A 26,693-nucleotide genomic window follows, 5' to 3' on the forward strand; every position below is an offset into this window, starting at 1 on the left:
CACGCCGAGACCCTGCGCCGCCGCTTCGGCCGGTTCGGCGTGGAGGTGGCGCAGCTCTCGCGCCTCGTGGCCCCGGCCGAGGCCAAGCGCGTCAAGGCGGGGCTCGCCGACGGCACGATCCGGCTGGTGGTCGGCACCCACGCCCTCGCCGGCGGCGGGGTGGCGTTCGCCGATCTCGGCCTGACCGTGATCGACGAGGAGCAGCGCTTCGGCGCCAAGATGAAGGCCGACCTGCGCCGCCTCGCGGACGGCGGCCACGTGCTGACGCTCACCGCGACGCCGATCCCCCGCACCCTCCAGGCGGCGCTCGTCGGCCTCCAGAGCCTCAGCGTGCTCGCCACGCCGCCGGCTCTGCGCCAGCCGGTCCGGACCGTGGTGGCGCCCTTCGACGCCGAGGCGGTCCGCGAGGCGCTCATCCGCGAGCACCGGCGCGGCGGCCAGAGCTTCGTGGTCTGCCCGCGGATCGAGGACATCGCCCCCATGGCCGAGCGCCTGCGGGCCCTCGTGCCGGGCCTCGACATCCTGGTGGCGCACGGGGATCTCAAGCCCTCCGCCATGGACGAGGTCATGGTCCGGTTCGCGGAGGGCGACGGCGACGTCCTGCTCGCCACCGCCATCGTGGAGAGCGGCCTCGACGTGCCGCGGGCCAACACCATGCTGGTCTGGGAGGCCGCCCGGTTCGGGCTGGCGCAGCTCCACCAGCTCCGGGGCCGCGTCGGCCGCGGCCAGCGCCGCGGCACCGTCCACCTGCTCAGCGACCCGGCCGCGCCCCCGCCGGCGGCGGCGCTCCAGCGCCTGCGCGCCCTGGAGGCCCTCGACCGCCTCGGGGCCGGCTTCGCGGTCAGCGCCCGCGACCTCGACCTGCGCGGCGCCGGCGACCTCGTCGGCGAGGATCAGGCGGGGCACGCCAAGCTCGTGGGGCTCGGCCTCTACCAGCACCTCCTGCAGCTGGCGCTCACCGCCGCCAAGGGCGAGCGCGCCGAGGATTGGAGCCCGGAGATCGAGCTCGGCCTGCCGAGCCGGATCCCCGAGGACTACGTCCCCGAGCCCGAGATCCGCCTCAGCCTCTACACGCGCCTCCTGCGCCTGCAGGATGCCGAGGCGATCGAGGCGCTCGCCGGCGAAGTCGAGGACCGGTTCGGCGCGGCCCCCGCGCCGGTGCTCGCCCTGTTCGACCTCGCGCGGCTGCGCGCGGCCTGCTGCGCGCTGGGCGTCGCCCGGCTCCGGGGCGGCCCGCAGGGCGTCGCGGCCGACCTGCGCCCCGACCGGCCGCTGACCGCGATGGCCGCCGAGGCGGGGATCGTGCTGCGCGATGGGCGGGTGGTGTGGAAGCGGCCCTGCCCGGATTCGGCCGCCTGCACGGCGCTCGCGACCGACCTCCTGGAGCGCATCCGCGCCGTCCGGGAGAGTGCGGCCTGACGGCGCCGGGCGAGGGCGCTGCCGATCTGCGGTTGATCTTGCATCGTCCGCTTCAAACCGCCACAGGCTGTCGCGCCAACAACGCGAACGGGAGTGTCCCATGCACGTGACGATCGAGCAGGCCGAGAAGGCGATCGCGGCCGCCCGCGCCAAGGCCGTGGAGCTCGGCACCCAGATGTGCATCGCGGTGGTCGATTCCGGCGGGAACCTCAAGGCGTTCCACCGCATGGACGATGCCTGGGTCGGGTCGATCGACATCGCCCACAAGAAGGCCAAGACCTCGGTGTTCTTCGGCATGATGACCGGCCAGATCGGCCAGCTGTCCCAGCCGGGCGGCCCGCTCTACGGGATCGAGCACTCGAACGACGGGCTGATCACCTTCCCGGGCGGGATCCCGATCGTCGATGCCGACGGCGTGATGTCGGGCGCCATCGGGGTCAGCGGCTCGACGGTGGAGAACGACCACACCGTCGCGGAGGCCGGCGCCAAGGCCATCGGCCGGACCGAGCTGCCGGCCCATCCCTGGCGGACCTGAGCCGGAAGGCCTGTCAGGGGTCGCGCCGCGCCAGCGCGCGGCCGATCCCGAGGAGCAGCATCCCCGAGACCGACCGCAGATAGGGGTCGCCGTGGCGCTCCAGCGCCGCGTGGATCTGGATGCCGTGGTCGGCCGCGGCGTTCAGGTCCGCCCCGCTCGCCGCCCCGCTCATCGTGCCGTTCGTGGCGCCGCTCGTGGCGCCGTTCGTGCTGCCGGTGACCACCGCGGCCCGGATCCCGTGCCGGTGGAGGTCCGTGACGTCGATATAGGCGCCGCGCCCGTGCAGCCGGCCGTCCGAATCGGGCGACAGGCAGCCGCGGTTGAGGATCCAGCGGGTCTCGCCAGTCCCGGTCACGACGCGGAATTCGAGGGAGACCGGGCCGCCGGTCTGGCGGACGTGGCGGATCCGGCCGAACACCCAGTCCCGGTCCGCCGGGTGGATGCGGCCGAGAGCGGCGTCCAACGGCAGCGGTGTCCCGGCGAGCCCCGGATCCCCCGCCATCAGCGAGGCCGCGCCCGAATCCAGCACGGACCGGCCGGCCCGGACGTCCGTATCCCAGACCCCGACGAATCCGGCGGCCTGCAGGGCATCGGCTGCCGTGGAAGTCAGCGCCATGGAATCTCCTCCGAACTGGCTACAATCTGAGATTGTATGGTGGCGGACAGACTGATCCGCAGCACATGCGGCTCACAACGCCGAGATCCAGGATCGGCTGCGCGATCGGCTTCTGACACGGCGTCGCGGACCCGCGCCACCGGGTTGCATTGCGGATGACAAGCATTCGATTCCGGGCAATCCCGTTCTCGACAATCATCGTCGCCCCGGTTCGGCACAAAGACCGGATTCAGAGCGCCGCGTTGCGGACAATTCGATCACAAATGATCGGTAGACGCCGCAATCCGGCGGAAATCCGCACTTCTGCCCGTGGATCGCCGGGCGCCACCCGGCGCCGGCGGCGCCCGACAGCGGGGACGCGCGCCGGGCCTGCCCTGGTGCGGGTTGCCGGTGCGCCGTAACCTGCACCTTCCGGTACGCATTCGGCCGAGAGGCCCGCAGCAGAGACGCCATGGACCGCACGGTGGACCGCATCAATCTCCCGCTCTCGCAGGACCGGCTCTGGGCCAGCCTGATGGACCTCGCCCGGATCGGCGCGCTGCCCAACGGCGGCAACGACCGGCAGGCCCTGACCGACCGCGACGCCGAGGGGCGCGCCCTGTTCCGGCGCTGGGGCGAGGCGGTGGGGCTGACGCTCACCGTGGACCGGGTCGGCACCATGATCTTCCGCCGTCCCGGGCGGGATCCGAGCCGCAGGCCCGTGGCGATCGGCAGCCACCTCGACACCCAGCCCACCGGGGGCAAGTTCGACGGGCCGCTCGGCGTGCTCGCCGGGCTGGAGATCATGCGCGCCCTGCACGAGGCCGGGATCGAGACCGAGGCGCCGCTCCTGCTGATCAACTGGTGCAACGAGGAGGGCGCGCGCTTCGCGCCGCCGATGAGCGGCAGCGGCGTCGCCATGGGCATCGTCCCGGAGGCCGACATCCTGGCGACCCGGGACCTCGCGGGCCACGCCTTCGGCGACGAACTGCGGCGCATCGGCTGGCAGGGGACGGCCGACCCGGCCGCCCTGCGGGAGATCGGCGCCTATTTCGAGCTCCACATCGAGCAGGGCAAGCGCCTGGAGGATGCGGGCCTCACCATCGGGGTGGTCGACCGGGCGCTGGCCCAGATCTGGTACGAGATCACGGTGCTCGGCGAGGAGGCCCATGCCGGCAGCCCCATGGCGGGCCGGCGCGACGCGATGATGGCCGCGGCGGCGCTGATCGCGTCGCTGGAGGGCATCGCGGAGGCGGCGGTCGGCGCGGGCGGGGAGCGCGGCCGCGCCACCGTCGGCGTGCTGCGGGCGGAGCCGGCGAGCCGCAACATCACGCCCGGCCGGGTCTGGTTCAGCCTCGACACCCGCCACGGCGACACCGCGCAGCTGGAGGCGATGGGCGCGCAGATCCGGGCCCGGGCCGACGCCCTGGCGGCGGAGCGCGGCGTCGCCGTCCAGGTCGCGGAGTTCTGGCGGGCGCCGCCGACCCCGTTCGATCCGGTCCTGGTGGACCGCGTCCAGGCGGCGGCCGAGGCGCGGGGCCATGCCTGGACGCGGATGCCGACCGCGATCTACCACGACGCCGTCTACTGCGCCCGCGCGGTGCCGGCGGCCCTGGTGTTCTGCCCCTGCCACGGCGGGATCAGCCACAACGAGGCCGAGAGCATCACGCCGGGCTGGGCCGGGGCCGGTCTGGAGGTTCTGGCCGACGCGGTGCTGGCGACGGCGGGCCTCGCCGGTCCTCGGGCCGGGCAGGCCTGAGCGCGGCGCCGCCGAGCGCGCACGAACGGAGACTGGGTTCTCGCATGTCCGACGACAACGTCATCCGCCCCGCCTTCGGCGTCCCCCGCAATCCGGCGCCGGAGCCCGATCCGGTTCAGGCGCCCCTGCGCGTCTTCGGCACGGGGGCCGGCCACCGGGTCGGCCTGATCCACGACCCGTCGGCGGTCGAGGGCGACGTCATCCGGATCGTGGTCGGTCCCGAGGACGAGCCGGGGGTCGAGACCGTGGCGCTGCTCCCCGCCGACGCGGAGGCCGAGGCCGAGCGGATCGGCTTCGCCATCCTGCGGGCGCTGGAGGTGGTCGAGGGCGCGGTCTGAGCCGCGCCCGGCGCGCCGGCCGGATCGCGGTCTGAACCGAAGGGTGGGCGGTGCGCGTTCTCGGAGGGCGTGAGCGGCCGGCGCGAACGGTCGCCGGATCGCCGGGAGGGACGGATGACGGGCGCTCGGATCAGCAGCACGGAGATCGCGATCCCCGCGCGGGCCGGACTGGTCTGGTCGGTGCTGACGGATCTGGATTCCTACCCGGCGTGGAACCCGTACATCCGCAAGGCGGAGGGCCGCCTGCGCGAGGGCGCGCGCTGGCGCCTGGAGCGGACCCTGAACGGCCGCGCCTACCGGGCGCGCCAGGTGACGGTGACCTGCTGGGAGCCCGGCCGGCGGCTCACGTGGCGCGGCGGCATCCCGACGCCGCCCCTGCTCATCGGCGAGCACGAGGTCCGGATCACCGAGACCGCCGACGGCGTCCGCCTCGTCCAGGCCGAGACCGTCGCGGGCCTGCTCGCCCCCGGCCTGTTCCCGTGGCTGCGGACGCGCATGCAGGCCCGGTTCGCCGCGATGAACGAGGCCCTGCGCGAGGAGGTCGCGCGCCGGCTGGCCGAGAGCGCCTGACCGCCCCAGGCCCGTCCCGGCCGCCTCAGGCTGGCCCGATCAGGCGACCGGCTTCGGCTTGACGATCGGCGAGCGGGTCAGGCTCTCGATCGCGCGTCCCGGCCGTCCGGCCTTGCGGGCGATCTCCTCCTCCTGCTCTTCGATGAGCTGCCGGGCAGGCTCGTCGCCGTCGAGGCCGCCGAGGATCTCGGCCGGCACGCGCCGGTTCGAGGCCCGGGACCCGTCCGTGAAGACGATATCGAACAGAACGGAGCCCCGCTCCTGCGGTCTCGACTTGATGCGCTTGGCCATAGGTGCTGATACGCCGCCGGAATCGGTCGCGGCAAGGCGCGGTGCCGGGCGGGGGGTTGCGCGGCGCGCACTGCCGGGCCCGCGCGCCGCCCCGCTCCCGCCGCGATCCCTCCGCCGCCCGCACGACAGGGCGCCGGCAACCGAGGACGCGCGCGTGATACCCTGGGTTCATCTCGATACCGGGTCCGTGCCCGGCGGCGGCACCGACCTGCGCCTGATGCGGCGCGGCGACGAGTTCGCCATCATGGCCGACACGATCGAGCTGATGAACAACCGGCGCAGCGGCTCGGAGGTGGCGCTCGCGGCGATGACCTGCGCGCGGCTCCGGGACCGGCCCCGGGCTCGGATCCTGATCGGCGGCCTCGGCATGGGCTTCACCCTGCGGGCGGCCCTCGAAGGCCTCGGGCCGGAGGCGCAGGTGGTGGTGGCCGAGCTGGTGCCCGCCGTGGTCGCCTGGGCCCGGGGGCCGCTCGCCCACGTCTTCGCCGGCTGCCTCGACGATCCGCGGGTCGACCTGCAGGAGGCCGACGTCAACCGCCTGATCCAGGCCGGCCCGGAGCGCTACGACGCGATCCTGCTCGACGTCGACAACGGCCCGGAGGGGCTGATGCGCAAGGCGAACGACCGGCTCTACGACAATTGGGGCCTCAAGCGCGCCCGCTGGGCCCTGCGGCCGGGCGGCATCCTGGGCGTCTGGTCGGGCGCCCCGGACCGGAAGTTCAAGAGCCGCCTGCAGCGCTCCGGCTTCGCGGTCGACGAGCAGCGCGTGCACGCGAGCGGCCGGGGCAGCGGCCCGAAGCACGTGGTCTGGCTCGGGACCCGGACCGAGGGGCGGGCCGAAGGCCCGGGCCAGGGGGACCAGCGCCGGAGCGACGACCGGGCGGCGGGCGGCTCCGGACCGCGCGGTCCGGCCCAGGGCCGGCGGCGGCCGGCGCGCTAGGGCGGCCCTCGAGCGTGCCGCGGCGGTCCGGACGAGACGGGCGTCTCCGGTCCGGGCAGCCCCGCCACGCCCCTGTGCCGCGCGGGAAAGGGGCTCCGCGCGGCGGACGGCCCGGGCTCGGCGATCGCGCCCCCGCCCCGACCCGGAACGGCTCCGCCGGCCGGGGCTGCCGCGCACGGTCGCACCCCCTGTCCCGGCGCGGGACGCTCACGCACATTCCCGGCATGGGTGCGACGGGCGGGCATCTCTACACGGTCGAGGTCAGGCCGAGCCGGCATGATCCCGGCCGCTTCACCTGGGCGATCCGCGACCGCGGCAAGCTGGTCCGGGGGTCGTACCGCCCTCACACGTCCGAGCACGCGGCGCGCGCCGTCGCGGAGGCCGAGATCGAGCGCCTGATCGGCCAGGACGGTCGGGCCGGCGGCGCCTAGACCCGTTCCTCGCGCGGCCCGATTTCAGGTCCGCTCGAAGGGTGACGCGCGCCGCGCGGTCAACGCCCTCGCGGCCCCCGCGCGGCACCATGCGGAATTCGCATGGCCGCGCGGTCGGACCCGGGCACATATGCATGCCTCCGCGCCGCCCGATCCATTGCATGCCGCAATGCGGCAATCTATGTTTGCATTGCGGGATGGCGATGGCGTCGCGATCCCGCTGCCCTTCTTGGGCGTTTCCTCCCTAGACTTCGGGCCGCTCCTTCGGGAGTGGCCTTTTTTGTTCGCGCCGTCCGACCCGCGACGCGGTCGGTTCGGCGACGTGTCGCCCGAGCGGAACTCGGAGCTTGGCGGTACGTTTTTCCGCCATGGAACACTATCGCTCCACCCTCGGGACCACTGCCGTTGCCGTATTCGGGCTCGTGGCAGCCGCGCATATTCTGCATCCGGGCAATTACGAGGTGCAGACGCGCCCCGCACGTCCGGCCGTGACGGACGCGGCACCGGTCACGCAGAGCGCCTGGGTCGATCCGCCGGCCAAGCTGGCCGCGCCGGAGACCACCGGCGCGCTGGCGGCCGTCCCGGCGCCCCGGGTGGCGGCGGCCGTCCCGGCCACAGCCATGCCGGCCGCACCGCTCCCCGCCGAGATGGCGCGCCCGGCCGAGCCGCCGCGCAAGACCGCGGCGCACCGCGCGAAGGGAACGGAGCGCGGCGTCCATCGGGCAGCACGCCTCCGCCACGCCGCCGTCGTCCGCACCGCGGAATCCGACCGGCCGGCGGCCGCCGCGCCGCAGACCGCGCCGGTGGCCGCCCCGTCGCAGAAGATCGATCCGATCGGCGACATCATCCGCGGCCTCGGCTTAGGCCGGGACGGCTGAGCCGGTCCCAGGGCCCGAATTCCTACTCGACGTGGAGGGTGAGCTTCATCTTCGGGTGAATGCCGCACTGGATGACGAAATCGCCCGGCTCGACCAGCGTCAGCCGCGTCTCGGCGCCGGGTTCCTGAGCGCCGGCATCGAACGAGAACCGCTCCGCCTCGATGAAGGCGTGGTGGGTCAGGCGCGCGTCGCCGTTGCGCAGGGCGATGGTGTCGCCGCGGCGCAGGTACAGGTCGGTCGGCATGTACCGGCCCGCCTTCTGCAGCACGATCCGGGTCGCGGCCGGGAGCGAGGCCCGGGCCGTCTCGAGGCCGATACCCGCCCCGGCCAGGGCCAGGATCCCGGCGAACACGAAGGGGCGCAGGCACCTGCTGCGGAGGGACATGACCGATATCCAGACGTGACGCGCTGCGGGCCGGACTCCGCGGGGCACTGGCCGTGCGGCCGCGCTTGCCGCCGCGCGCATGGTGCGATGCGGCCCCTCAACCGGGCACTACGATGTCCGGTAAAACTTTAGCGATATAAACCTATGTAGAGCGTCGATACAGATAAATAAATCGGTTTATCTGTATTCGGTGTGAGTTTCCGCGCTGTCACGGCGGCATCCCCGCGACGCCAGGACGGCCCGGACATGCTCGCGGAAGACCTGGACACGGGCCGGCAGCTCGCGCCCGGCCAGGGTGACGGCACGCAAGGTGCTGCTGCGGGTCGCCCACGGGCCGAGCACGCGCACGATCTGCCCGGCCTCCACGGCCCGGGCGGCCACGAGGCTCGGGAGGTGGCCGATCCCGGCGCCCGCGAGGGTGAGACGGAGCGCGGTCGCGAAGTCGCTGACCCGGATCGCCGGGCTCAGGGACAGCGGCTCCGTGCGGCCCTGGCCGTCGGAGAGGGTCAGCCCGGCCGTGCCGATCCGTTCCCGGGCGAGGATCAGGTCGTGGTCGCGCAGGTCGGCGAGGTCCGCCGGGGCCGGGCGGCGCTCCAGGTAGGCGGGGGCGGCGTAGAGGGCCAGCGCCAGGGTCGCGAGGACCATCGCGCGGTAGCCGGTCTCCTCCGCGCCGCCCAGCCGCAGGGCGAGATCGATCCGGTTGGCCGCGAGGTCGAGCCGCGCGTCGGTGTTGAGCATCTCCACGGTGATCTGCGGGTAGGCGGACCGGAAGCTCGCGACGATCTCGGGCATCACCTCGATCCCGAAATCGATCGAGGTCGTGATCCGCAGGTGCCCCGCCGGCACCGTGCGGGCGTCGCGGGCGGTCTCGGCCGCCTCGTCGAGGAGTGTCAGGCTGTCCTGCGCCTTGGCGTAGAAGGCGAGGCCCTCGGCGGTCGGCGACACCGCCCGGGAGGTTCGCGCCATCAGCCGGACGCCCAGCGCCTGCTCCAGGCGGGAGATCCGCCGGCTGACGCTGCCCTTGGTTTCCTGCAGAGTCGCTGCGGCGGCCGTCACCGTGCCGAGATCCACGACGGCGCAGAAAGCCCGCACATCGTCGAGCCCGCCCCGGAAGGTTTCCGTTCTCGCAACCATGGGGTTCCGGATAGCAGGCTCAACCGGTGCCGTGAACGGGTCTACACGGCGGCTGCGGCGCAGCGACTCGCGCTCGGCCGTCTGCTCTGCAGGAGACACCCTTGAAGTCGATTCTCGCCTCCGGCCTTCTGGCCCTGCTGGTCGCCACCCCGGTCGCCACCCCGGTGCTGGCCCAGACACCGCCGACCCGCGACCCCGCCCAGATCCAGGCCGGCACCTACGCGGTCGACCCCGGCCACACCCAGGTCGGCTGGCGGGTCTCCCACATGGGCTTCTCGAACTACGCGGGCGGCTTCTCGGACGTGTCCGGCACGCTGGAGCTGCAGCCGAAGAACCCGGCCGCCGCCAAGCTGTCGGTGAAGATCCCGGTCGCCTCGGTGACGACGACCAGCGCCAAGCTCACCGACGAGCTCAAGGGCGACCAGTGGCTCGACGCCGCCAAGTTCCCCGACATGACCTTCGTGTCCACCAAGGTCGTGCCCGCCGGCAAGGACCACGCGAAGGTGACGGGCGACCTGACGCTGCACGGCGTGACCAAGCCGGTGACGCTCGACGTCACCCTGGTCGGCGCCGGCGTGAACCCGCTGAGCAAGAAATACACGGTCGGCTTCGAGGCCACCGGCACGCTCAAGCGCTCCGAGTTCGGGGTGAAGACCTACGTGCCGCTGATCGGCGACGAGCTGCACCTCACGATCGCGGGCGCCTTCGAGAAGCAGGACTGAGCTGGGAGGATCCGCCATGGCGAACGGGGTCTCCGCGCGGCGGTACTCCGCCGTGGCGATCCTGCTGCACTGGGCGAGCGCGCTGGGCGTGCTCGTCCTGATCGGTCTGGGCCTGACCATGACCCATGCGGGGTTGGCGCCGCTGCGCCAGTTCCAGCTCTACCAGTGGCACAAGTCGGTCGGGATCACCGTGCTGGCGCTGACCGCCCTGCGCGTCCTCTGGCGCCTGACCCACCGGCCGCCGCCGCACCCGGCCGGGATGCCGGCGCGGGAGCGCCGGGCGGCCGGCGCGGCGCATGCCCTGCTCTACCTGCTCCTCGTCGGGCTGCCCCTGACCGGCTGGGCCGTGGTCTCGCTGTCGCCGTTCAACATCCCGACGGTGCTCTACGGGATCGTGCCCTGGCCGCACCTGCCGCTGGCGGGCCTCGCCCCCGACCCCGCCGCCGCCGAGGGCGTCCTGAAGCGGGTCCACGCCCTGGGGGCGTGGTTCCTGGCGGCTCTGCTCGCAATCCACGTGGCGGCGGCCCTGCGCCACCACCTCCTCCTGCGCGACGACGTGCTGCGCCGCATGCTGCCGGGGCGCAGCACGTCGATCACCCCGACCGTGGAGCCGACCCGATGAACGCGCGTCACCTCTGCCTGCTGGCAGCTCTCCAGGCCGCCCCCCTGCCGGCGGCGGCCGCCGAGTGGGCGGTCGATCCGGGCAAGAGCGCCATCCGGTTCTCCGGCGTGCAGGTCGGCGTGCCGTTCACCGGGCGGTTCGAGCGGTTCAAGGCCGACATCGATCTCGACCCCGCCAAGCCCGAGGCGGGGCACGCGCTCGTGCTGGTCGACCTCGCCAGCGCCCGGACCGGCGACGTCCAGCGCGACGAGGCCCTGCCGCAGAAGGACTGGTTCGACGTCAAGGCGGGGAGCGAGGCGCGCTTCGAGGCGACCCGCTTCGTCGACAAGGGGCAGGGCGACTACGCGGCGATCGGGACGCTGACGATCCGCGGCACGAGCCGGCCCGTGACGCTGCCGTTCCACCTGACCCTGGCGGGCGACACCGCGCGCGCCGCGGGGCGCGTCGGCCTCGTCCGCACCGAGTTCGGGGTCGGGCAGGGGGCCTGGGCCTCGGGCCAGTGGGTGGCGCTCGACGTCGGAGTCGAGGTCGACATCGTCGCGACGGCGCGGCCGGCAGTCGGACACTGACGCGGGCCGCGCGCGGCGACAGGCGGACGGTCCGAATCCCGCGGGCGCCCGGACTCGTCCCGGCGCGCCCTTTACCCCGGCCGGTCCTCCGAGCCGGTCCCCAGCGCCCGCTGGACCATGACGCTGTCCGACCAGTGGCCGTACTTGAAGCCCACCGCCCGCAGGTAGCCGACCCGCTCGAACCCGCAGGCCTCGTGGAGCCGCAGGGAGGCCGCGTTCTCGGCGTCGATGTAGCCGATCATCTGGCGGTAGCCGCCCGCCGCGCAGGCCTCGATCAGGGCCGGCAGCAGGCGCCGGCCGATCCCGGCATGGAGGTGGTCGGGATGCACGTAGATCGAGTGCTTGAGCGTGTAGCGGTAGGCGGGCCGCTTCCGGAACGGCACCGCGTAGGCGTAGCCCGCCACGGCGCCGTCGCGATCCGCTACGAGGTGGGGCAGGCGCTTCTTGCGCATGGTCTTGCGCCGGCGCTTCAGGTCGTCGGGGAGCAGCCGGTCCTCCTCGGCGACGCCGACGTCGCTGACGCCCCGGCTGATGTGGTGCTCGTAGATCGCCACCATCGCCTCGACATCGGCGTCCGAGGAGGCGCGGATGACGATGTCGGGGCAGGACCGGGCCGGGACCGGGCCGGGCGTCTCGACCTCGATCTCCATCAGACCCCCTCCCGCGCCACGTAGGTGTGGAAGCGGATCCGCCCGTCCGGGTCGACCTCGCGGTAGACGCCCTGGATCTCGGCCTCGAAGCCCGGGAACAGGTTGGCGGAGGCCTCGAACATCTTGAAATAGTCGAGCATGGGCTTGGCCCTTTCGTCCAGGCGCTCGCCCGGCAGCACCGTGCCGATGCCCGGCGGGTAGACCAGCATCAGCGTGGTGGCGATCCGCCCCTCGGCCTCGGCGATCGGCACGTAGTCGACCTTGTTGCGGGTCAGCAGCTGGGCGGCCTTCTTGGGCGGCATCACCATCTCGGGCAGGTGCTCGGGGGCGAATTGGCGCCGCTGCAGCGCGGAGGTGCCGGCCTCCCGGTGGAAGGCGTGGAACTCGCCGCAGAGGTCGCGCAGGCGCACGCCGCGGTAGCGGTTCGGCCGGCGGTTGACGAATTCCGGCATGGCCTCCTCCAGCGCGACGTTGTCGTCGTGGAGCCGCTTGAAGGCGACGAGGCCCGAGATCAGCGTGCCGGCCTTGGAGGATTCGACCCCCGGGGTCAGCAGGAAGAGCAGCGAGTTCAGGTCGTTCTTCTCGGCGACGATCCGGTTCTCACGCAGGTATTGCGCCACGATCGGCGCCGGCACGCCGTGCTGGGCGTAGGCCCCCGTGTGCCGGTCGAAGCCGGGGGTCAGCACGGTGAGCTTGTTCGGGTCGGTGATGGCGTAGCCCGGCGCCACGTGGCTGAAGCCGTGCCAGCGCGCGCCCGGCTTCAGCTCCCAGTGGCGCGGCGTCGCGGCGAGCTCGTCGGTCGGCACGCTCTCCCACGGCACCTCGGCGCCCTCGGCGTTCACCGTCACGTCCGGCACGAACGGGTCGAAGAACCAGCGCCGGGCGGGGTCGCGCTCGTTCTCCTCGAACTCGCGCCGGATCGCCCGGACCTTCTTGCGCCACTCGATCCCGAGGCGGATCGTGTCGTCCCACAGGATCATGCCGGAGCGCCCCTTCATCATCTGGGCGCCGACGTCGAGGGAGGCGAACAGGGGATAGAAGGGTGACGTGGAGGCGTGGACCAGGAAGCTCTCGTTGAGGCGCTTGTGCTCGACCCGCCGGGTCTGGCCGCGGATATGGCCGTCGCGGGTGTGGATCTGCGAGGCCTGGCTGAAGCTCGCGAGCTGCTTGTGGGTCGACTGCGTGGCGACGATGCCGGGCGAGGTCTCGTCGAGGCCCGTCAGCCCCATGGCGAAGCGCCTTGCGTAGAGCGGGTGGAACTTCATGAAGCCCGCCCAGGCCTCGTCGAACAGGATGTAGTCGCAGAGGTGGCCGATCTTCTCCAGGATCTCCTGGGCGTCGTAGATCGTGCCGTCGTAGGTGCACTGCTCGATCACCGCGACGCGGAACGGCCGCTCCCGGCGCCACGCCTCCGGATCGGTCACCAGCGGGTTCCGGCGGATCTTCTCCCGGATCCGGCCTTCGTCGAGAGCTTCGTGGAAGATCGGCCCGATCAGGCCGTACGCGTTCCGATCCGTTTCCAGGAAGATCGGGATGCCGCCGCCCAGGAACAGGGCGCCGTGGTGGGCCGCCTTGTGGTTGTTGCGGTCGAACAGGACGAGGTCGTCCTCCGCCACCAGGGAGGACAGGACGATCTTGTTGGACGCCGAGGTGCCGTTGAGGACGAAGTAGGTCTTCTCCGCCCCGAAGATCTTGGCGGCCTCCTTCTGGGCCTTCAGCGCCGGGCCCTCGTGGGTCAGCAGGTCGCCGAGGTCGAGGACCGAGTTGTCGAGGTCGTCGCGGAAGATCGCCTCGCCCAGGTGCTCCACGAAGATCCGGCCGATGGGGGACCGGTTGTAGAAGATGCCGCCGTTGTGCCCCGGGCAGGTCCAGAGCTGGTTGCCCTTCTCGGCGTAGTCGACGAGCGCGCCGAAGAACGGCGTCTTGAGGGTCTCGGCGTACTGCGTGACCCGGCTGACGAGGCCGCGGGCGATGAATTCCGGCGTCTCCTCGGCGAGGAAGATGTAGCCGTCGATGAAGTCGAGGAGCTCGACCGGGATGTCCTCCAGCCGCTTGCGGCGGACCATGATGACGATCGGCATCTCCAGGCCGCGCCGGCGCATCATGTCGATGAGGGCGGCCGCCTTGCCGTCGAGGCCGCGCTTGCCCCAGTCGACCACGAGGCAGCCGACCGCCGCGTCGGTCTGGACCGCGATGGCCGCGTCCTCGACGCGCCGGGCGCGCACCACCTCGAAGCCGCGCTGCTCCACGGCCGCGACGATCTGGTTGACGCGCGCGCCCTCGAGATCGTCCGGGTCGAAGGCCGGGGCGCACATCAGGACCGTGAAGCGGCGGTGGAAGTCCATGGAGCCCTCTCTGGCCTCGGATGCAGCGGGTGGCTTTCCGGCCCGTCTGCGACGATTGCATGACACGGTGCGCGGCGGGCGGTCGCGGTCCGGACGAAAGGGCGTGATCCGCCGGGGGCGGGGATGTCGGGAGCGCGGCCTTCTCGCCCGCTCCCTCATCCTCAGGTGCTGGAGCGAGGCGGAAGCCTCGAAGGAGGCCTCCAGAGGCCAGCGCGATCCCTGGAGCCTCCCCTCCGAGGCCCGCCGAGGCGGGCACCTCAGGATGAGGCTGTTGGTCGGAGGCCCGTCGCGCGGCCCGCGGCGGTCCCCGGTCTCAGGGTGTCACGGCGCGCGGCGCCGCTCCCAGACATCCGGGTTGACCAGCCCGCCCGGCCGCCGGCCGGCGAGGACGTCGACCACGCGGGTCGCGGCGGTCTCGGCGGTGCGGATCAGGGCCGCGCCGGTGGAGCCGCCGACATGGGGCGTCAGGATCGCCCGGGGCTGGCGGGCCAGCGGGTGGTCGACCGGCAGCGGCTCCTGGGCGAAGACGTCGAGCCCGGCGCCCGCGATCGTGCCGCCCTCCAGCGCCTCCACCAGGGCCGCCTCGTCGATCAGGCCGCCGCGGCTGGTGTTGATCAGGAAGGCGTCCCGCTTCATCCGGGCGAGCTGGTCCCGACCGATCAGGCCGCGGGTGCCCGGGGTCAGCGGCACGTGCAGGGAGACGATGTCCGCCTCCGCCAGGAGCGCGTCGACCGAGGCGGCCCGCAGGGCGCCGGCATTGGCGAAATCGGCGTCCGGGCGGCTCGGGCCGTAGGCCAGCACCCGCAGCCCCAGGGCGGCGGCGAGCCGGGCGGTCGCCTGCCCGATCGCCCCGAAGCCGACGAGACCCAGCGTCAGCCCGGCGAGCTCGATCAGCCGGGCGGTGAACTTGAAGCTGTCGTCGCCGGTCCGGACCGAGCGGTCGGCCTCCGGCAGGGCCTTGGCCAGGGCGAAGATCAGCGCCAGCGTCTGCTCGGCCACCGAGACGGCGTTGGCGCCGGGCGTGTTGACCACCACGATCCCGGCCGCGGTCGCCTCGGCGGTGGCGACGTGGTCGGTGCCGGTGCCGTGCACGCCGATCACCCGCAGGGCCGGCGCCGCCGCGATGGCGCGTGCCGGGAAGCCGGTGTTGCGGGTGATGACGGCGACGCAGTCGGCGACCTCGCGGGCCAGCGTCTCGGAATCGGTCCCGCTCGCCGGGCGCGGCTCCAGCCCGGCCGCGCGCAACCGGTCGAGGCCCGCCGCGTGGATCGGCTGGACGATGAGGCACGGACCGGTGATCACGGGAAAACCTCTGCACAAGAGGAGGGGTGACGGGCAAGTTTCGCGCCGGGCCCGTCTAGGCGGGGTGGGCAACCCTGGCAACCGGGCGCCCCGGTCCCCGCCGCGGCGACCCGCTCGGACGCGCGATCCACACCCGATCGCGGCCGGGTCGCGCCCCGCCCGGCCCGACGATCCCGGCCGCGCGCCTCGGCCGAGATCCGGCCTCGCCTTCCGCGAAATCGCCGGCTCGACCGTGCGACGATGGCCGAGGCACTGATAAAGATGTCGTTCGGCGTATGAGGTCAGTATAGAACGTGTTCAATATCGGTCCTCCAGATCCGTCCCGCGCGCGGCGGCTGTAATTGTAATTACTCCAAATGTATTTTTGACATCTGTAGAGATATTTGCTGCCTTGCTCCGTGATTCGGAGCCTCCGTCGCGACAATGCGGTCCCACGACTTCTCAATACCTGTTTCCGCGCGGACCCGGCGCCGACGGCGCGCGGCCCGGCCGGTTCTCCCGATGGCCGTCCTGCTGGGCTTCGTCGGTTCCGGGCCGCACGCCGCCCGCGCGGAGGAGGCGGGGGCCGGCCGGGATGTCCAGCTCGGCGAACTCTCGGTCGAGGGTGCGGCCGCGCCGCGCGGCCCGATGCCGGCCTATGCCGGCGGTCAGGTGGCGCGGGGCGGGCGCCTCGGCCTGCTGGGCGATACCGAGACGCAGAAGGCACCCTTCAGCATCGCCAGCTACACCGACACGCTCATCCGGGACCGGCAGGCGCGGACTTTGTCCGAGACCCTGGTCCTCGACCCGTCGGTGCGCGCCACCCAGACCACGGGGGCGCCGTTCGACTCCTTCTCCATCCGGGGCTTCCCGGCCAACGAGAACACCAGCGGCGAGGTCGCCTTCGACGGGCTCTACGGCATCGCCCCGAGCTTCCGCATCTTCACCGACTACGTGGAGCGCATCGAGGTCCTGAAGGGGCCGTCCGCCGCCCTGACGGGGGTGTCGCCGAACGGCGCGGTCGGCGGCGTGGTCAACATCGTCCCCAAGCGCGCCGGAGCGGACCTGACGCGCGTCACCCTGGATTACGGCTCGTCCGCCTGGGGCGGCAGCCAGGTCGACGTCGCCCGCCGCTGGGGTCCGGGCCGGGAATGGGGCGCCCGCGTCGTCGGCAGCCTGCACGGCGGCGCCACGCCCTTCGACCGCCAGACCGAGACGACCGGCGTCGGGGCCCTGGCCCTCGACTACCAGGGCGACCGGTTCCGCGCGTGGCTCTACCTGCTGGCGCAGACCGACCGCTTCGACGCGCCGCTGCGCCCGTTCCTCCTGCGGGCCGGCGTGCCCGTGCCGCGGGCGCCCGACGGCCGCCTGAACCTGACCCAGCCCTGGGAGTACTCGGACGTCGACGATCGCGGCGGCCTGCTGCGCACCGAGTACGACCTGACCGACCAGGTCACGCTGTTCGCGGATGTCGGCGGCGGGCAGACCGGGGTCGAGCGCTACTTCCAGTCGGCGCCGACGATCCTCAACGGCCGCGGCGACACGACCAGCACGCCGCAATTCTACGCGCTGGGCGTCGACAGGCTGACCTACGACGGCGGCGTCCGGGCCCGGTTCGAGACCGGCTTCATCCGTCACGCCCTGACGGTGCAGGGCTCCGTGTACGACGAGGCCACGGCACGGCGGTTCTCGCCCGGCCGGGGCGCCTACCTGTCGAACCTCTACGCGCCGGCCCTCGTCCCGTACATCGCGCCGATCTACGGCGTCGGCCGGCCCCGCCTGTCCGACAGCACCCTGTCGGGGATCGCGGTGGCCGACACGCTGTCGGCCCTCGACGAGCGCGTCCTGCTGACCCTGGGCGTGCGCCGCCAGCGCGTTGAGGCGCACAATTACGTGTCGAATGTCGGCACGCTCGCCTCGTCCTACGACAGGAGCGCCACGACCCCGATGGTCGGCCTCGTGGTGCGGCCCTGGGACTCGGTCTCGCTCTACGGCAACTACATCGAGGGCCTGAGCCGCGGCGACGTGGCCCCGGCGGTGGCGACCAATTCCGGCACGATCCTGGCGCCCTACGTGGCCCGGCAGGTCGAGGCGGGCGTCAAGCTCGATCTCGGCCGGTTCGGCGCCACGCTCGGCGCGTTCCGGATCACGAAGCCCGCGGGCGAACTCGGGCCGCAGGGGCGCTTCGCGGCGACGGCCGAGCAGCGCGTCGGCGGGCTCGAGCTGAGCCTGTTCGGCGAGATCACCCCGCAGGTGCGGGTGGTCGGGGGCGTCACCCTGCTGGACGGACGCCTCGTCCGGACAGCGCTCGCCGCCAATCGCGGGCACCGGCCGATCGGCGTGCCGGAGGTCCAGGCGAGCCTGGGTGCCGAGTGGGACCTGCCCGGGTTACCCGGCCTGACGCTCAACGGCGCGGTCATCTATACGGGGCGGCAGTTCGTCGACCTCGCGAATACCCAGGCGCTGCCCGACTGGGCCCGCCTCGACCTCGGCCTGCGCTACACGACCCTGGTCGCAGAGCGCCGGACGACCTTCCGGGCCAGCGTCCTCAACGTGACCGACGCGCGCTACTGGACCGGCGTCGCCTCGTTCGGCACCTTCTTCCAGGGCGCGCCGCGCACCTACCTGCTGTCGATGGCGGTGGATCTCTGAGCCGGGCCGGCCGCGCCGGATCTGCCGGACCGCGCGATGTTTCACGGGAAACATTTTCTTAACCCTGAGGGCCGCCAGCGCGGGACCGGACCGCTGTTGCAGCGGTGCCGTCGCGGCGCCGCGGCCGCCGGGTTACCACCGGTCCGGCATGACGACATCGAGCTGGCGCACCCTCCGAAACGTGCAGGCGCGGAAACGGCTGGAGAAGGCCCTGCCGGCGGTCTTCCCGGTGCCGGTCCTGCAGCACGCCCTCGCGCGGCCCCTGATCCCGCCGACGCCGCGGCTCGCCGTCGAGAGCTACTGGCGCAACCACATCCTCCGGGCCGACCGGCTCGCCCGGGCGCTGGCGGCCCGCTCCGGGACACCGGAGGGCTGGAGCTGGCAGCTCGGCGGCGCGGGCCGGGCCGGGAGCTTCCGCCTGCCGCCGGCCCCTTTCCGCGACCCGGCCTTCGCCCGCGGCCGGGGCGCCTGCTGCATCTGCGGCCAGCCGGTCTACCGGTTCGGCTGGCACCGGGATCTCTGGGCGCGCGGCGCGCCCAACACCAATGCCGGCTGGCACGCGGCCTGTGTGGCGGCCTGGAAGTTCTGGATCGCGCCGCACGCCCAGGTCCGGGCGCTGAAGCTGCGCCAGCGCCACCGCTGCACCACCACCGGCAAGCGCCTGCTCAGGACCGCCGAGGTCGACCATCTGCTGCCGCTCTACCGGGTCTGGCGCGAGCACCGCGACGCGCCCTGGCCGGAACTCCTCGGCTACTGGGGCGCGCCGAACCTGCAGGTGGTCAACCGCGCCGCCCATGTCGACAAGTGCCGCGACGAGGCGGCCGAGCGCTCCCGGACCGTGCAGCTCGCCCGTTTCCGGGTGGTCGAGGACGAGTCCGGGTTCAGCGTGGTCGAGGAGGAGTGACCGGCCGGGTCAGCCGTCCAGGGCCTGGAAGGCCCGCGACAGGTCGGCCAGCAGGTCGGCCTCCGCCTCCAGGCCGACCGACAGGCGCAGCAGCCCGTCGGTGATGCCCGCGATGGCGCGCGCCTCCGGGTCCATCGCCGCGTGCGTCATGGTCGGCGGATGGGCGATCAGGCTCTCGACGCCGCCGAGCGACTCGGCCAGCGTGAACACCCGCAGGGCCTCGACGAAGGTCTTCACCGCCGCGCGGCCGCCGGCCAGCTCGAAGCTCAGCATCGCCCCGAAGCCTGCCTGCTGCGCCTTGGCCAGGGCGTGCCCCGGATGCGTGGGCAGGCCGGGATAGTGCACCCGGGCCACCGCCGGATGGGCGTCGAGGAAGGCCGCCAGGGCGGCGGCGTTGCGCTGCTGCTGCTCCACCCGCACGAACAGGGTGCGCAGGCCCCGGAGCGTCAGGTAGGCGTCGAGGGGCGAGCCGGTGACGCCGATCGTGTTCGCCCAGGCGGCGAGGTCCTCGCCCACCGCCTTGTCGGCGGCGATCACGGCCCCGCCGATCACGTCGGAATGGCCGTTCAGGAACTTGGTGGTGGAATGGACGACCAGATCCGCCCCGAGGGCGATCGGCTGCTGCAGGGCGGGCGACAGGAAGGTGTTGTCCACCACAGCCAGCGCGCCGGCCGCCTTCGCGTCTGCGGTGATGCGCCGGACATCGACCACGCGCATCAGCGGGTTGCTGGGCGTCTCGATCAGCACGACCTTCGGCCCCTGGGCCAGGGCCGCCGCCAGCGCGTCCGGATCGGTCTGGTCGACGAAGGCGACGCGGTAATGGCCCCGCTCCGCGCGGAAGCTGAGCAGGCGGTGCGTCCCGCCGTAGCAATCGTGCGGCGCGACCAGGAGATCGCCGGGCCGCAGGCTCGACAGGGCGAGGTCGAGGGCCGCCATGCCGCTCGCCACCAGGACGGCGCGGGCGCCGCCCTCGAGCTTGGCGATCGTGTCGGCCAGCGCGTCCCGGGTCGGGTTGCCCAGGCGCGAGTAATCGTAGGGGCCGGGCTGCTCGAAGGCCGGGAACTTGAAGGTCGTCGACAGGTGGATCGGCGCGATCACCGCGCCGAAGGCCGCGTCCTGGGCCACGCCGTTGGCCGCCGCGACGGTACGCGCCGCTAATCCCTCTGACATCGCCTCGTCCTCCACGCAGAGATCGCCCGCCCCGTCCGACCGGGGCGTGCGTTCTTTATGGAGAACGGATCAGACTTTCAAGAGAACGAGAGCGCCGTTTCGGGGGCGCGGCCGTCCCGGCCGGCCTCGACCGCCAGGGTGCCATGCTGGCGAAGACCCCGTCCCGGCGGATCAGCGCGTGCAGCAGCGCCGCCGCCAGATGCGCGAGGATCAGGGCGAACAGCCCGTAGGCCAGCGCGGTGTGGAGCCGGCGCAGGGCCGCGTACAGCATGGGGTCCGGCGGCAGGATCGGCGGCAGGACCACCGGGCCGGCGAGGATCACGGGATAGCGCGCCGCCGACAGCATCGCCCAGCCGATCAGCGGCATGGCCAGCATGAGGCCGTAGAGGAGGATGTGCGAGCCGTGGGCCGCGCGCCTCTGCCAGACCGGAAGATTCGCCGGCAGCGGCGGCGGCGCGTGGCGCCAGCGATTCGCCAGTCGGAGCCCGGCGAGCAGCAGGATCAGGATCCCGAGCGGCCGGTGCAGGGCCACGAGGGTGCTGTAATCGGCGAGCGAGGTCACCATGGCGGCGCCGATGAGCAGCATCGCCAGGATCAGCGCCGCCATGGTCCAGTGGAGCAGGCGCGCGGGCCGGTTGAAGCGGGCGGTCTCCGTCACAGGGCGGCTCCGTGGATGGCGGCCCCGGTCAAGGCGCTCGGCGTCTTGGTCTCGCCGGCGCGGCGGGTGACGGATTGCGCGTAGGCCGCCGACCGGGCGCTCAGCAGCGGGTCGTCGCTCGGCGCGATGCCGTCCGGCAGCACCAGCGGATCGAAGTTGATGTCCCGGCAGGTGGAGGCGGCCTCCGGCGTCGCCGCCGTGAGGGTCAGGGTGCCGACATCCACCGTCGCGCGGTCGGCGGGCCAGGGCAGCGTCGCGTCGGCGGTGGGGTCGCCGGCTTGGCCGAGCGTGACGATCAGGTGCCAGTGCCGCGGGTTCTGCGCGAGCTGCGCGGCGAACGCGTCGAACAGGGCGTTCCGGTCGCCCGGCGCGGCGTCGACCGCCGGCACCGGGTCGGGGACGAGGGCCCAGCGCACCGGCCGGGTGCCGCCGTCCGCGGCGACGAACCGGAAGGCGTTCAGGCTCCAGTAGGTGCTGTCGGCGAAGCCCGCGGTCACGGTCCGGGCCTTGATCAGCGCGGCGGCCTTCGCGCTCTCCGGATGGTCCGCGAAGAAGGCCTTCAGGCGCTCCGGATCCGGCTTGCCGGTGGCGGGATCGGGCCTGGCCGCGAGGAGCTGCGCGTAGAAGGCCTCGGGCGTGCGCACCGGAAAGACCGGGATGTTGTTCATGCCGGTGCGCCACTCCTCGCCGTCCGGCAGCCGGAAGCGCAGGGCGAGGCTGCGCACGGTGGCGGCGGCGTCGGCCGCGTAGGGCTGTCCGCCGGCCAGCGCCACCCGCCCCTCGACCGGCGTCACGCGTCCCGCAGCGAACACGCCCGCCTTCGACAGGCGCGCGCCCGCGCCGCTGCCCGTGAAGCGGCCCGCGACGCACATCCCCTTGGCGTGATTGCGCCGGAAGCCGGGATGCGGCCCGTTCACCTGCTCGAAACGGTCGATGATCCGGGCCGGCGTGAGCAGGCCGGGCGAGAGCCAGCCGCCGGCATACGCGAAGGTGCCGGCGGTCCCGGCCAGCACCGCGCCGATGGCGGACAGGCGCAGGAGCAGCGCGCGCCCGGTCATGCCGGGGGGCGCGCCCGTGAGGTCGTGCAGCAGCGTCATCGAGTCCCTCGGAGTCGGTCACGATGACGCCTCTTCGCCCGCCCGCCGCGGCGGTTTCAGGCGGCGCGGGTCCCGTGACGCGCCGGGGGCCGGTCGCCCGCCTCGACCGGTGCGGCGGCGCACACAGCGTCGGCCTCCTGCGCCAGGGCGCGGGCGAGCAGGCCGGCCCGCCCGGCCCACAGGTCCCTCTCGTCGCGCAGCGCCCCGAGGCGGTCCTCGGAGGCGGCCAGCGCGACGCGCAGGGTGTCGATCTCCGCCCGCAGGTCGGTCGTGCGCTGCCGCTCGCTCGCCAGCGCCGCCTTGAGCACGCTGAGGGCGGCCTCGGTCGCGCCGCGCGTCCCGGCCGGCCGGCGCGGGGCCGGCTCGACCGGCGGCGTCCGGTCCTGGGCGGCAGACGGCGGCGCGAGAGGCGGCGGCGCGGCGACCGGCGGCGCGGGTTCCGGGCGCAGCCGCGCGATCTCGGCGCGCACCTGCGCGACGTCGAGCCCGGACGCCGCGCGCGGCTCGGGGACGGTCTCCGGAGGGACGGTCTCCGGAGGGACGGGTGCGGCGGCGACGGTCTCGGCGGCCGGGACGCCCTCCTCCTCGAGAACGAGGCCGTGCAGCATGGCGAAGACCCGGTCGCCGTCGAGCCGCGCGAGGTCGAACCCGCTCTCGGTCGCGAGGCCGCTGAAACGGGCCTGACCGCTGCGCGACGCGCCCACGAACGCCATCGACCAGTTCGCGAAGCCGCGGCTCTCGGCCGGGCCGCACTGCAGGACCGTGACGTCGTCGTGCCGCAGGTCGCGCTGGATCCGCTCGAAGGTCGCCTCGACGCCCTGCCGCGGGCCCTCCAGCACCTGCGCGAAGGCGCCCGCGTTGAACATCAGGGCGCCGGTCACGTCCAGCGCGGCGTTGTTCCGCCGGGACGCGTCCAGGATCTGCCGGACCGCGGCCATCGCCTCCGGCTCCGGGCCCTGGAGCAGGTTCTTGCTGGCGTAGACGAGGCGGTAGAGGTCGCTCATGGCTTTGCGTCCGGAAGGGGCGGGGAGTCAGGCCTGCGGGAAGGCGGCGAAGACCTGGCGCAGGTCCTCGGCGGGAACGGGCTTGCTGATCAGGTAGCCCTGCACGTCGGTGCAGCCCTCGAACCGGATGCGCTGCATCTGTTCGGACGTCTCGACGCCCTCCGCGACGGTGGTCATGCCGAGGCTCCTCCCCAGCCCCGCGATGGCCCGGATGATCGCCTCGCCGTCGGGCTTGCTGGTCAGATCCTTCACGAAGGACCGGTCGATCTTGATCTTGTCGAAGGGGAACGAGCGCAGGTAGCTGAGCGACGAGTAGCCGGTGCCGAAATCGTCCATGGAAACGCGAACGCCGAGCTCCCGCAGCCGGTGCAGGGTCTGGAGCGTCCGGTCGTTCTCCTGCAGCAGCACGCCCTCGGTGATCTCGACCTCGAGCCGCCGCGCCGGCAGCCCCGAACCCGCCAGGGCCGAGATGATCGTCTCCACGAGGCGGTCGCTCTTGAACTGCGCGGGCGAGACGTTGACCGCCACCGACATGGGGTCCGGCCAGGTCACGGCGTCGCGGCAGGCCTGCCGGACGACCCACTCGCCGATCGGGACGATGAGGCCGATCTCCTCGGCCAGCGGGATGAAGTCGAGGGGCGAGACCAGGCCGCGGTCGGGATGGCGCCACCGGATCAGGGCCTCGCAGCCGATCAGCGTGCCGCTCGCGAGCTGCATCTGCGGCTGGTAGTGCAGCTGGAATTCCCGCCGGGCCAGCGCCTGGCGCATGTCGAGCTCGAGCTTCCGGCGCGCCTGCATGCGGGCATCCATCTCCGGCTCGAAGAACCGGTAGGTGCCGCGGCCGTCGAGCTTGGCCCGGTAGAGGGCGAGGTCGGCGTTCTTCAGGAGCCGGTCGGCGTCGGTCCCGTCCGCGGGGGCGAGCGCCACGCCGACGCTGGCGCCGATCGTCAGGAGATGGCCCTCCACCATGTAGGTCCGGCCGATCAGGTCGACGACGCGGCGGGCGAGCGCCTGCGTGCCGGCCGCGTCGCGGATCCCGGCCTGCAGGATGACGAACTCGTCGCCGCCGATCCGCGCCACCGTGTCGGTGGCCTGCACCGTCGAGCGCAGGCGGTCGGCGACCGTCGCCAGCAGCGCGTCCCCGATCGGGTGGCCGAGGGTGTCGTTGACCGGCTTGAACCGGTCGAGGTCGATGAGCAGCAGGGCGAAGCCCTCGCCCGGGCGCGCGAGCCGCTCCAGCGCTGCGGCGAGGCGCTCGCGCAGGAGCAGGCGGTTCGGCAGGCCGGTGAGCGGGTCGAGCCGCGCCATCGCGTCGGCCCGGGCCTCGGTGGCCTTCCGGGTGCTGACGTCCTCCAGGGTGACGACCCAGCCGCCCTCCGCGAGAGGGTGGAGCTCGACCTGGACCGTGTGTGCCCGGCGCCGCACCTCGAACAGGGCGGGCTGCCGCCGGGCCAGCGCGCCGCGCAGGGCCCGCAGGGTCGCGTGCCGCGCCGGGGCGCTCCCGTCCCGCAGGGCCCGCAGCAGCGGCAGCGCGGCGGCACCGATCCTCGGCGCGACCGTCAGGCTCTCCAGGAGCCGCCGCGCCGGCGCGCTCGCCGCCACGACCGTCCCGGCCCGGTCGATCATCAGGAGGCCCTGCCGGGCCGCGTCGAGATAGGGAACCAGGGGGTCGCGCGCCGCGCCCTGCCCGGGCGGGATCGGGAACCCCGCGTCCCGGAGCGGCGGGCGGGCGGGCAGGGGATCCGGGCGCATGCCAGGGCCTCGCGGGAGTGCCGGGCAGCGCGCGGCGGGAAAACCCCGCCTGGATAGCCGGAAGGATGCTAATTCCGTGTTTAAACCGCCGAGAAATACGGTATTGACCTAGGTTAAGACCGTAAAAGCCGCGTGCTGTTCCCGCGCGGCCGGCGCGCCGCGCTCAGGCGGTGGCGAGCGCGGCCTTCGGGAGCATCATGTGGACGCCCTTGTTGCCGTCCACGGTCTGGGTGATCCGCAGGTTCCCGGCCAGGGAGCACAGCATGTAGGCTTGGTTGCGGGTGAGGGACGTCCGGTCGCAGACGAGGCGGATCATCCCGCGCACCGCCTGCCGCATCGCCTCGTCCAGGCTCTCGTGGAGGCCGATCGACATCAGGTCGGTCGGGGTCTCGGCGAAGGGCCACGCGTCCCGGAGGTCCTTCCGCACCGTCAGCCGGACGGTCCCGGTGAGCCCCGTCTCCAGGGCGGTGATGCAGACCTCCCCGTCGCCCTGCACCCCGTGGCCGTCGCCCGCGTAGAAGCCGCCGCCGGCGTTGAAGACCGGCAGGTACAGGGTCGTGCCGACCGTCAGCTCCTTGTTGTCCATGTTGCCGCCGAAGGCGCGCGGCACCGCGGAGCCCACGGGGCCCCAGGCGGCCGGCGGGGCGGTCCCCAGGATGCCGAAGAACGGGGCGAGGGGCAGCTCCGTCCCCCAGGGCAGCCGGCAGGTCCCGCGCGCCGCGTCGATGTCGGCGTGGACGGTCTCGTACTCGGTGAACTCGTCCGGCAGGGTGCCGAGCAGCGGCAGGATCGACACGAAGCCCCAGTCCAGCCGGAACTCGAGGTCGAGGATGTCGACCTGCAGCATGTCACCGGGCTCGGCGCCCTCGACGTGGACCGGCCCCGTCATGAAGTGCGGCCCCAGACCGCGCGGCAGGGTGTCGAGGGCGTGCAGCAGGTCCGCCGGGACCCGCGCGGGGTCGGGGTGGAGCGTCGCCCGGCCCCCGGCGGGATGCGCGTGCAGGGTGACGGTGTCGCCGGAGGCCACGGTCAGCACGGGCGGCCGCGCGGCGTCGAAGGTGCCGAGCACCATGTTCTCGGGGATGGCGGGGATCTCGTGGTGGCGCGGCATGGCGATTCCTCTGCGGCGGGGACGCGCGGCCGGGCGCGCCGGCGGGGCGCCCGCGCCGGACGGGTGTCGACGGCGGATGATCCGCGCTCGCCCCGGGATGCGGAAGACCAAAGTCGGTGCAGCCGCTCCTCCGCCTGCCCAGATCGGCGCCGCACCGCGCCGTCTGTGTGCGGAGTCCGAGCGGGAAGCGCGCAGCGGCCGCGATCCCGGAGCCGTGCGTCACGGGCTTGGCCGTCCTGCGTGCGGCCCCTTGCGCATCGCGGCGCCCGCGCCTAAATCCGCTCCACCGGCCACGACGGCACGCCGTCGGCCGGACCTTCCTTCAGCATCACCGGCCAGCATCGACCCTCCGGGGTCGCGACGCTGTCGGGCGCGGGCCCAGGCTCGCTCCGGGCCCGGCGACTGAGGGAGCGTCCATCGTCCAGCGCCGCACCGAGGGGCCTCCGGGCCGTTCCGCGCTGCGCTCTGTCGAGGGAGGCGCCGAGATCCGGCCCGGCCGGTTCGGTTCCCTCGCCGGGACAATGAGCGGTTGACACGGAAGTCTGGGGCAGCTTATACGGCGCCTCCCGACGCGGTCCGGAAGAAAAACCGGGCGGGCCGGACGGACTTCCCGAGGATAAGAAAAGTAGATCTGGCGAAGGCCGAGGTACTTGACTTCTCCTCAGCCGGTAATTACGAGAGTGATTACTGATCTTTGACAAGTTGGATTGAGGAAGGGAGACGCGGGCGGCGTTTGTCCTTGCGGCCGGGTCTTAGGACCTGGCGTGAGTAGACTTGTGCCGATCTGTTGTTTCTCTTTTGAGCTCACCGACGGGTGTATTGGCGCTGTGAAGCGTCGGGCACTTGGTCGATGTGAGGCTCCGTCTGAGAACTACGTGATC

General features: G+C 73.2%; 26 protein-coding genes. 13 read left to right on the forward strand and 13 right to left on the reverse strand.

The genetic code is table 11. From position 1 onward, the window contains the following. Positions 1–1,419: TRCF domain-containing protein (locus ACTJK8_RS29405; RefSeq protein ID WP_440762998.1), on the forward strand; the 1,419-nt coding region annotated here is incomplete at its 5' end. A gap of 100 nt (positions 1,420–1,519) precedes the next feature. After that, entirely contained in the window at positions 1,520–1,954 is a 435-nt protein-coding gene (locus ACTJK8_RS29410; RefSeq protein WP_012321309.1) for a GlcG/HbpS family heme-binding protein, read from the forward strand. A 13-nt stretch (positions 1,955–1,967) separates the two neighbouring features. Here ACTJK8_RS29410 and ACTJK8_RS29415 read toward each other — a convergent pair whose 3' ends face one another. Next, positions 1,968–2,570 (reverse strand): PAS domain-containing protein, encoded by a 603-nt coding sequence (locus ACTJK8_RS29415; protein WP_043074573.1) that lies wholly within the window; start codon positions 2,568–2,570, stop codon positions 1,968–1,970. A gap of 451 nt (positions 2,571–3,021) precedes the next feature. Here ACTJK8_RS29415 and ACTJK8_RS29420 point away from each other — a divergent pair, with 451 nt between their 5' ends. The 3 genes from ACTJK8_RS29420 to ACTJK8_RS29430 all read left to right on the forward strand — a co-directional run bounded on the left by ACTJK8_RS29420 (position 3,022) and on the right by ACTJK8_RS29430 (position 5,216). Beyond that, positions 3,022–4,308: a Zn-dependent hydrolase gene (locus ACTJK8_RS29420; protein ID WP_012321311.1), complete on the forward strand. Its 1,287-nt coding sequence runs from the start codon at positions 3,022–3,024 to the stop codon at positions 4,306–4,308. 44 nt (positions 4,309–4,352) lie between these two features. After that, complete coding sequence (locus tag ACTJK8_RS29425; RefSeq protein ID WP_012321312.1) at positions 4,353–4,646, forward strand: hypothetical protein; 294 nt, start codon at positions 4,353–4,355, stop codon at positions 4,644–4,646. Positions 4,647–4,760: 114 nt separating this feature from the next. Beyond that, the gene (locus ACTJK8_RS29430; protein ID WP_024828814.1) at positions 4,761–5,216 is read left to right on the forward strand and encodes an SRPBCC domain-containing protein; all 456 of its coding nucleotides are present in this window, start codon (positions 4,761–4,763) and stop codon (positions 5,214–5,216) included. Between the two features lie 39 nt (positions 5,217–5,255). Here the strand turns inward: ACTJK8_RS29430 and ACTJK8_RS29435 are convergent, their stop codons facing one another. Next, positions 5,256–5,507 (reverse strand): hypothetical protein, encoded by a 252-nt coding sequence (locus ACTJK8_RS29435; RefSeq protein ID WP_012321314.1) that lies wholly within the window; start codon positions 5,505–5,507, stop codon positions 5,256–5,258. Positions 5,508–5,661: 154 nt separating this feature from the next. Between ACTJK8_RS29435 and ACTJK8_RS29440 the strand changes: the two genes are divergently transcribed. The 3 genes from ACTJK8_RS29440 to ACTJK8_RS29450 all read left to right on the forward strand — a co-directional run bounded on the left by ACTJK8_RS29440 (position 5,662) and on the right by ACTJK8_RS29450 (position 7,756). Then, positions 5,662–6,447 carry a spermidine synthase gene (locus ACTJK8_RS29440; protein ID WP_012321315.1) on the forward strand — a complete coding sequence of 262 codons (786 nt, stop codon included), beginning with the start codon at positions 5,662–5,664 and terminating at the stop codon, positions 6,445–6,447. A 224-nt stretch (positions 6,448–6,671) separates the two neighbouring features. After that, entirely contained in the window at positions 6,672–6,878 is a 207-nt protein-coding gene (locus ACTJK8_RS29445) for a hypothetical protein (protein WP_012321316.1), read from the forward strand. Positions 6,879–7,225: 347 nt separating this feature from the next. Next, entirely contained in the window at positions 7,226–7,756 is a 531-nt protein-coding gene (locus ACTJK8_RS29450; protein ID WP_440762999.1) for a hypothetical protein, read from the forward strand. A 22-nt stretch (positions 7,757–7,778) separates the two neighbouring features. On the opposite strand, the gene ACTJK8_RS29455 is transcribed toward ACTJK8_RS29450, so the two are convergent. Together ACTJK8_RS29455 and ACTJK8_RS29460 are read right to left on the reverse strand one after the other, a co-directional pair. Next, complete coding sequence (locus ACTJK8_RS29455; protein WP_012321318.1) at positions 7,779–8,141, reverse strand: hypothetical protein; 363 nt, start codon at positions 8,139–8,141, stop codon at positions 7,779–7,781. A 177-nt stretch (positions 8,142–8,318) separates the two neighbouring features. Then, positions 8,319–9,275 (reverse strand): LysR family transcriptional regulator, encoded by a 957-nt coding sequence (locus ACTJK8_RS29460; protein ID WP_116656129.1) that lies wholly within the window; start codon positions 9,273–9,275, stop codon positions 8,319–8,321. Positions 9,276–9,376: 101 nt separating this feature from the next. Here ACTJK8_RS29460 and ACTJK8_RS29465 point away from each other — a divergent pair, with 101 nt between their 5' ends. Genes ACTJK8_RS29465 through ACTJK8_RS29475 form a run of 3 tightly spaced genes read left to right on the forward strand, consistent with a single transcriptional unit; the run spans position 9,377 to position 11,188 of the window. Continuing rightward, positions 9,377–9,997, forward strand: coding sequence for a YceI family protein (locus ACTJK8_RS29465; protein ID WP_012321320.1), 621 nt, complete (start codon positions 9,377–9,379; stop codon positions 9,995–9,997). Positions 9,998–10,013: 16 nt separating this feature from the next. Continuing rightward, positions 10,014–10,619, forward strand: a complete 606-nt coding sequence (locus tag ACTJK8_RS29470; RefSeq protein ID WP_440763000.1) for a cytochrome b — start codon at positions 10,014–10,016, stop codon at positions 10,617–10,619. Continuing rightward, positions 10,616–11,188, forward strand: coding sequence for a YceI family protein (locus ACTJK8_RS29475; protein WP_059409022.1), 573 nt, complete (start codon positions 10,616–10,618; stop codon positions 11,186–11,188). The genes ACTJK8_RS29470 and ACTJK8_RS29475 overlap by 4 nt, the downstream gene beginning before the upstream one ends. A gap of 71 nt (positions 11,189–11,259) precedes the next feature. On the opposite strand, the gene ACTJK8_RS29480 is transcribed toward ACTJK8_RS29475, so the two are convergent. The 3 genes from ACTJK8_RS29480 to ACTJK8_RS29490 all read right to left on the reverse strand — a co-directional run bounded on the left by ACTJK8_RS29480 (position 11,260) and on the right by ACTJK8_RS29490 (position 15,485). Continuing rightward, the gene (locus ACTJK8_RS29480) at positions 11,260–11,838 is read right to left on the reverse strand and encodes a GNAT family N-acetyltransferase (protein WP_127992273.1); all 579 of its coding nucleotides are present in this window, start codon (positions 11,836–11,838) and stop codon (positions 11,260–11,262) included. Further along, positions 11,838–14,183 (reverse strand): Orn/Lys/Arg decarboxylase N-terminal domain-containing protein, encoded by a 2,346-nt coding sequence (locus ACTJK8_RS29485; protein ID WP_266284189.1) that lies wholly within the window; start codon positions 14,181–14,183, stop codon positions 11,838–11,840. Before ACTJK8_RS29485 ends, ACTJK8_RS29480 begins: the two co-directional genes overlap by 1 nt. A gap of 321 nt (positions 14,184–14,504) precedes the next feature. Further along, positions 14,505–15,485 carry a hydroxyacid dehydrogenase gene (locus ACTJK8_RS29490; protein WP_440763001.1) on the reverse strand — a complete coding sequence of 327 codons (981 nt, stop codon included), beginning with the start codon at positions 15,483–15,485 and terminating at the stop codon, positions 14,505–14,507. A gap of 501 nt (positions 15,486–15,986) precedes the next feature. Here ACTJK8_RS29490 and ACTJK8_RS29495 point away from each other — a divergent pair. Beyond that, positions 15,987–18,116 carry a TonB-dependent receptor gene (locus tag ACTJK8_RS29495; protein WP_012321326.1) on the forward strand — a complete coding sequence of 710 codons (2,130 nt, stop codon included), beginning with the start codon at positions 15,987–15,989 and terminating at the stop codon, positions 18,114–18,116. A gap of 148 nt (positions 18,117–18,264) precedes the next feature. Then, positions 18,265–19,020, forward strand: a complete 756-nt coding sequence (locus tag ACTJK8_RS29500) for a hypothetical protein (protein ID WP_063110276.1) — start codon at positions 18,265–18,267, stop codon at positions 19,018–19,020. A gap of 9 nt (positions 19,021–19,029) precedes the next feature. Here ACTJK8_RS29500 and metB read toward each other — a convergent pair whose 3' ends face one another. The 6 genes from metB to ACTJK8_RS29530 form a co-directional block, all read right to left on the reverse strand. After that, entirely contained in the window at positions 19,030–20,190 is a 1,161-nt protein-coding gene (gene metB, locus ACTJK8_RS29505) for a cystathionine gamma-synthase (RefSeq protein WP_071000741.1), read from the reverse strand. Positions 20,191–20,245: 55 nt separating this feature from the next. Beyond that, on the reverse strand, positions 20,246–20,848 hold the full coding sequence (locus ACTJK8_RS29510; protein WP_440763002.1) for a cytochrome b: 603 nt from the start codon (positions 20,846–20,848) through the stop codon (positions 20,246–20,248). Further along, complete coding sequence (locus ACTJK8_RS29515; protein WP_029358618.1) at positions 20,845–21,945, reverse strand: catalase family peroxidase; 1,101 nt, start codon at positions 21,943–21,945, stop codon at positions 20,845–20,847. Before ACTJK8_RS29515 ends, ACTJK8_RS29510 begins: the two co-directional genes overlap by 4 nt. Before the next feature lie 56 nt (positions 21,946–22,001). Beyond that, positions 22,002–22,949 carry a BLUF domain-containing protein gene (locus tag ACTJK8_RS29520; RefSeq protein ID WP_058607382.1) on the reverse strand — a complete coding sequence of 316 codons (948 nt, stop codon included), beginning with the start codon at positions 22,947–22,949 and terminating at the stop codon, positions 22,002–22,004. Between the two features lie 27 nt (positions 22,950–22,976). Further along, positions 22,977–24,701, reverse strand: a complete 1,725-nt coding sequence (locus ACTJK8_RS29525) for a putative bifunctional diguanylate cyclase/phosphodiesterase (RefSeq protein WP_012321332.1) — start codon at positions 24,699–24,701, stop codon at positions 22,977–22,979. A 163-nt stretch (positions 24,702–24,864) separates the two neighbouring features. After that, positions 24,865–25,812, reverse strand: coding sequence for an acetamidase/formamidase family protein (locus tag ACTJK8_RS29530; RefSeq protein WP_012321333.1), 948 nt, complete (start codon positions 25,810–25,812; stop codon positions 24,865–24,867). Positions 25,813–26,693: the final 881 nt, after the last annotated feature.

This window comes from Methylobacterium sp. 22177 (assembly GCF_052045615.1).
Lineage (GTDB): Bacteria > Pseudomonadota > Alphaproteobacteria > Rhizobiales > Beijerinckiaceae > Methylobacterium > Methylobacterium radiotolerans.

What these genes read in the sequence shown, in the direction of transcription:
- ACTJK8_RS29430 (WP_024828814.1), top strand. Translation starts at nt 4,761, where the DNA reads ATGACGGGCGCTCGGATCAGCAGCACGGAGATCGCGATCCCCGCGCGG.
- ACTJK8_RS29460 (WP_116656129.1), bottom strand. Translation starts at nt 9,275, where the DNA reads ATGGTTGCGAGAACGGAAACCTTCCGGGGCGGGCTCGACGATGTGCGG.
- ACTJK8_RS29455 (WP_012321318.1), bottom strand. Translation starts at nt 8,141, where the DNA reads ATGTCCCTCCGCAGCAGGTGCCTGCGCCCCTTCGTGTTCGCCGGGATC.
- ACTJK8_RS29525 (WP_012321332.1), bottom strand. Translation starts at nt 24,701, where the DNA reads ATGCGCCCGGATCCCCTGCCCGCCCGCCCGCCGCTCCGGGACGCGGGG.
- metB (WP_071000741.1), bottom strand. Translation starts at nt 20,190, where the DNA reads ATGTCAGAGGGATTAGCGGCGCGTACCGTCGCGGCGGCCAACGGCGTG.
- ACTJK8_RS29425 (WP_012321312.1), top strand. Translation starts at nt 4,353, where the DNA reads ATGTCCGACGACAACGTCATCCGCCCCGCCTTCGGCGTCCCCCGCAAT.
- ACTJK8_RS29495 (WP_012321326.1), top strand. Translation starts at nt 15,987, where the DNA reads ATGGCCGTCCTGCTGGGCTTCGTCGGTTCCGGGCCGCACGCCGCCCGC.
- ACTJK8_RS29420 (WP_012321311.1), top strand. Translation starts at nt 3,022, where the DNA reads ATGGACCGCACGGTGGACCGCATCAATCTCCCGCTCTCGCAGGACCGG.
- ACTJK8_RS29480 (WP_127992273.1), bottom strand. Translation starts at nt 11,838, where the DNA reads ATGGAGATCGAGGTCGAGACGCCCGGCCCGGTCCCGGCCCGGTCCTGC.
- ACTJK8_RS29515 (WP_029358618.1), bottom strand. Translation starts at nt 21,945, where the DNA reads ATGACGCTGCTGCACGACCTCACGGGCGCGCCCCCCGGCATGACCGGG.
- ACTJK8_RS29470 (WP_440763000.1), top strand. Translation starts at nt 10,014, where the DNA reads ATGGCGAACGGGGTCTCCGCGCGGCGGTACTCCGCCGTGGCGATCCTG.
- ACTJK8_RS29520 (WP_058607382.1), bottom strand. Translation starts at nt 22,949, where the DNA reads ATGAGCGACCTCTACCGCCTCGTCTACGCCAGCAAGAACCTGCTCCAG.
- ACTJK8_RS29485 (WP_266284189.1), bottom strand. Translation starts at nt 14,183, where the DNA reads ATGGACTTCCACCGCCGCTTCACGGTCCTGATGTGCGCCCCGGCCTTC.
- ACTJK8_RS29530 (WP_012321333.1), bottom strand. Translation starts at nt 25,812, where the DNA reads ATGCCGCGCCACCACGAGATCCCCGCCATCCCCGAGAACATGGTGCTC.
- ACTJK8_RS29475 (WP_059409022.1), top strand. Translation starts at nt 10,616, where the DNA reads ATGAACGCGCGTCACCTCTGCCTGCTGGCAGCTCTCCAGGCCGCCCCC.
- ACTJK8_RS29435 (WP_012321314.1), bottom strand. Translation starts at nt 5,507, where the DNA reads ATGGCCAAGCGCATCAAGTCGAGACCGCAGGAGCGGGGCTCCGTTCTG.
- ACTJK8_RS29415 (WP_043074573.1), bottom strand. Translation starts at nt 2,570, where the DNA reads ATGGCGCTGACTTCCACGGCAGCCGATGCCCTGCAGGCCGCCGGATTC.
- ACTJK8_RS29410 (WP_012321309.1), top strand. Translation starts at nt 1,520, where the DNA reads ATGCACGTGACGATCGAGCAGGCCGAGAAGGCGATCGCGGCCGCCCGC.
- ACTJK8_RS29445 (WP_012321316.1), top strand. Translation starts at nt 6,672, where the DNA reads ATGGGTGCGACGGGCGGGCATCTCTACACGGTCGAGGTCAGGCCGAGC.
- ACTJK8_RS29500 (WP_063110276.1), top strand. Translation starts at nt 18,265, where the DNA reads ATGACGACATCGAGCTGGCGCACCCTCCGAAACGTGCAGGCGCGGAAA.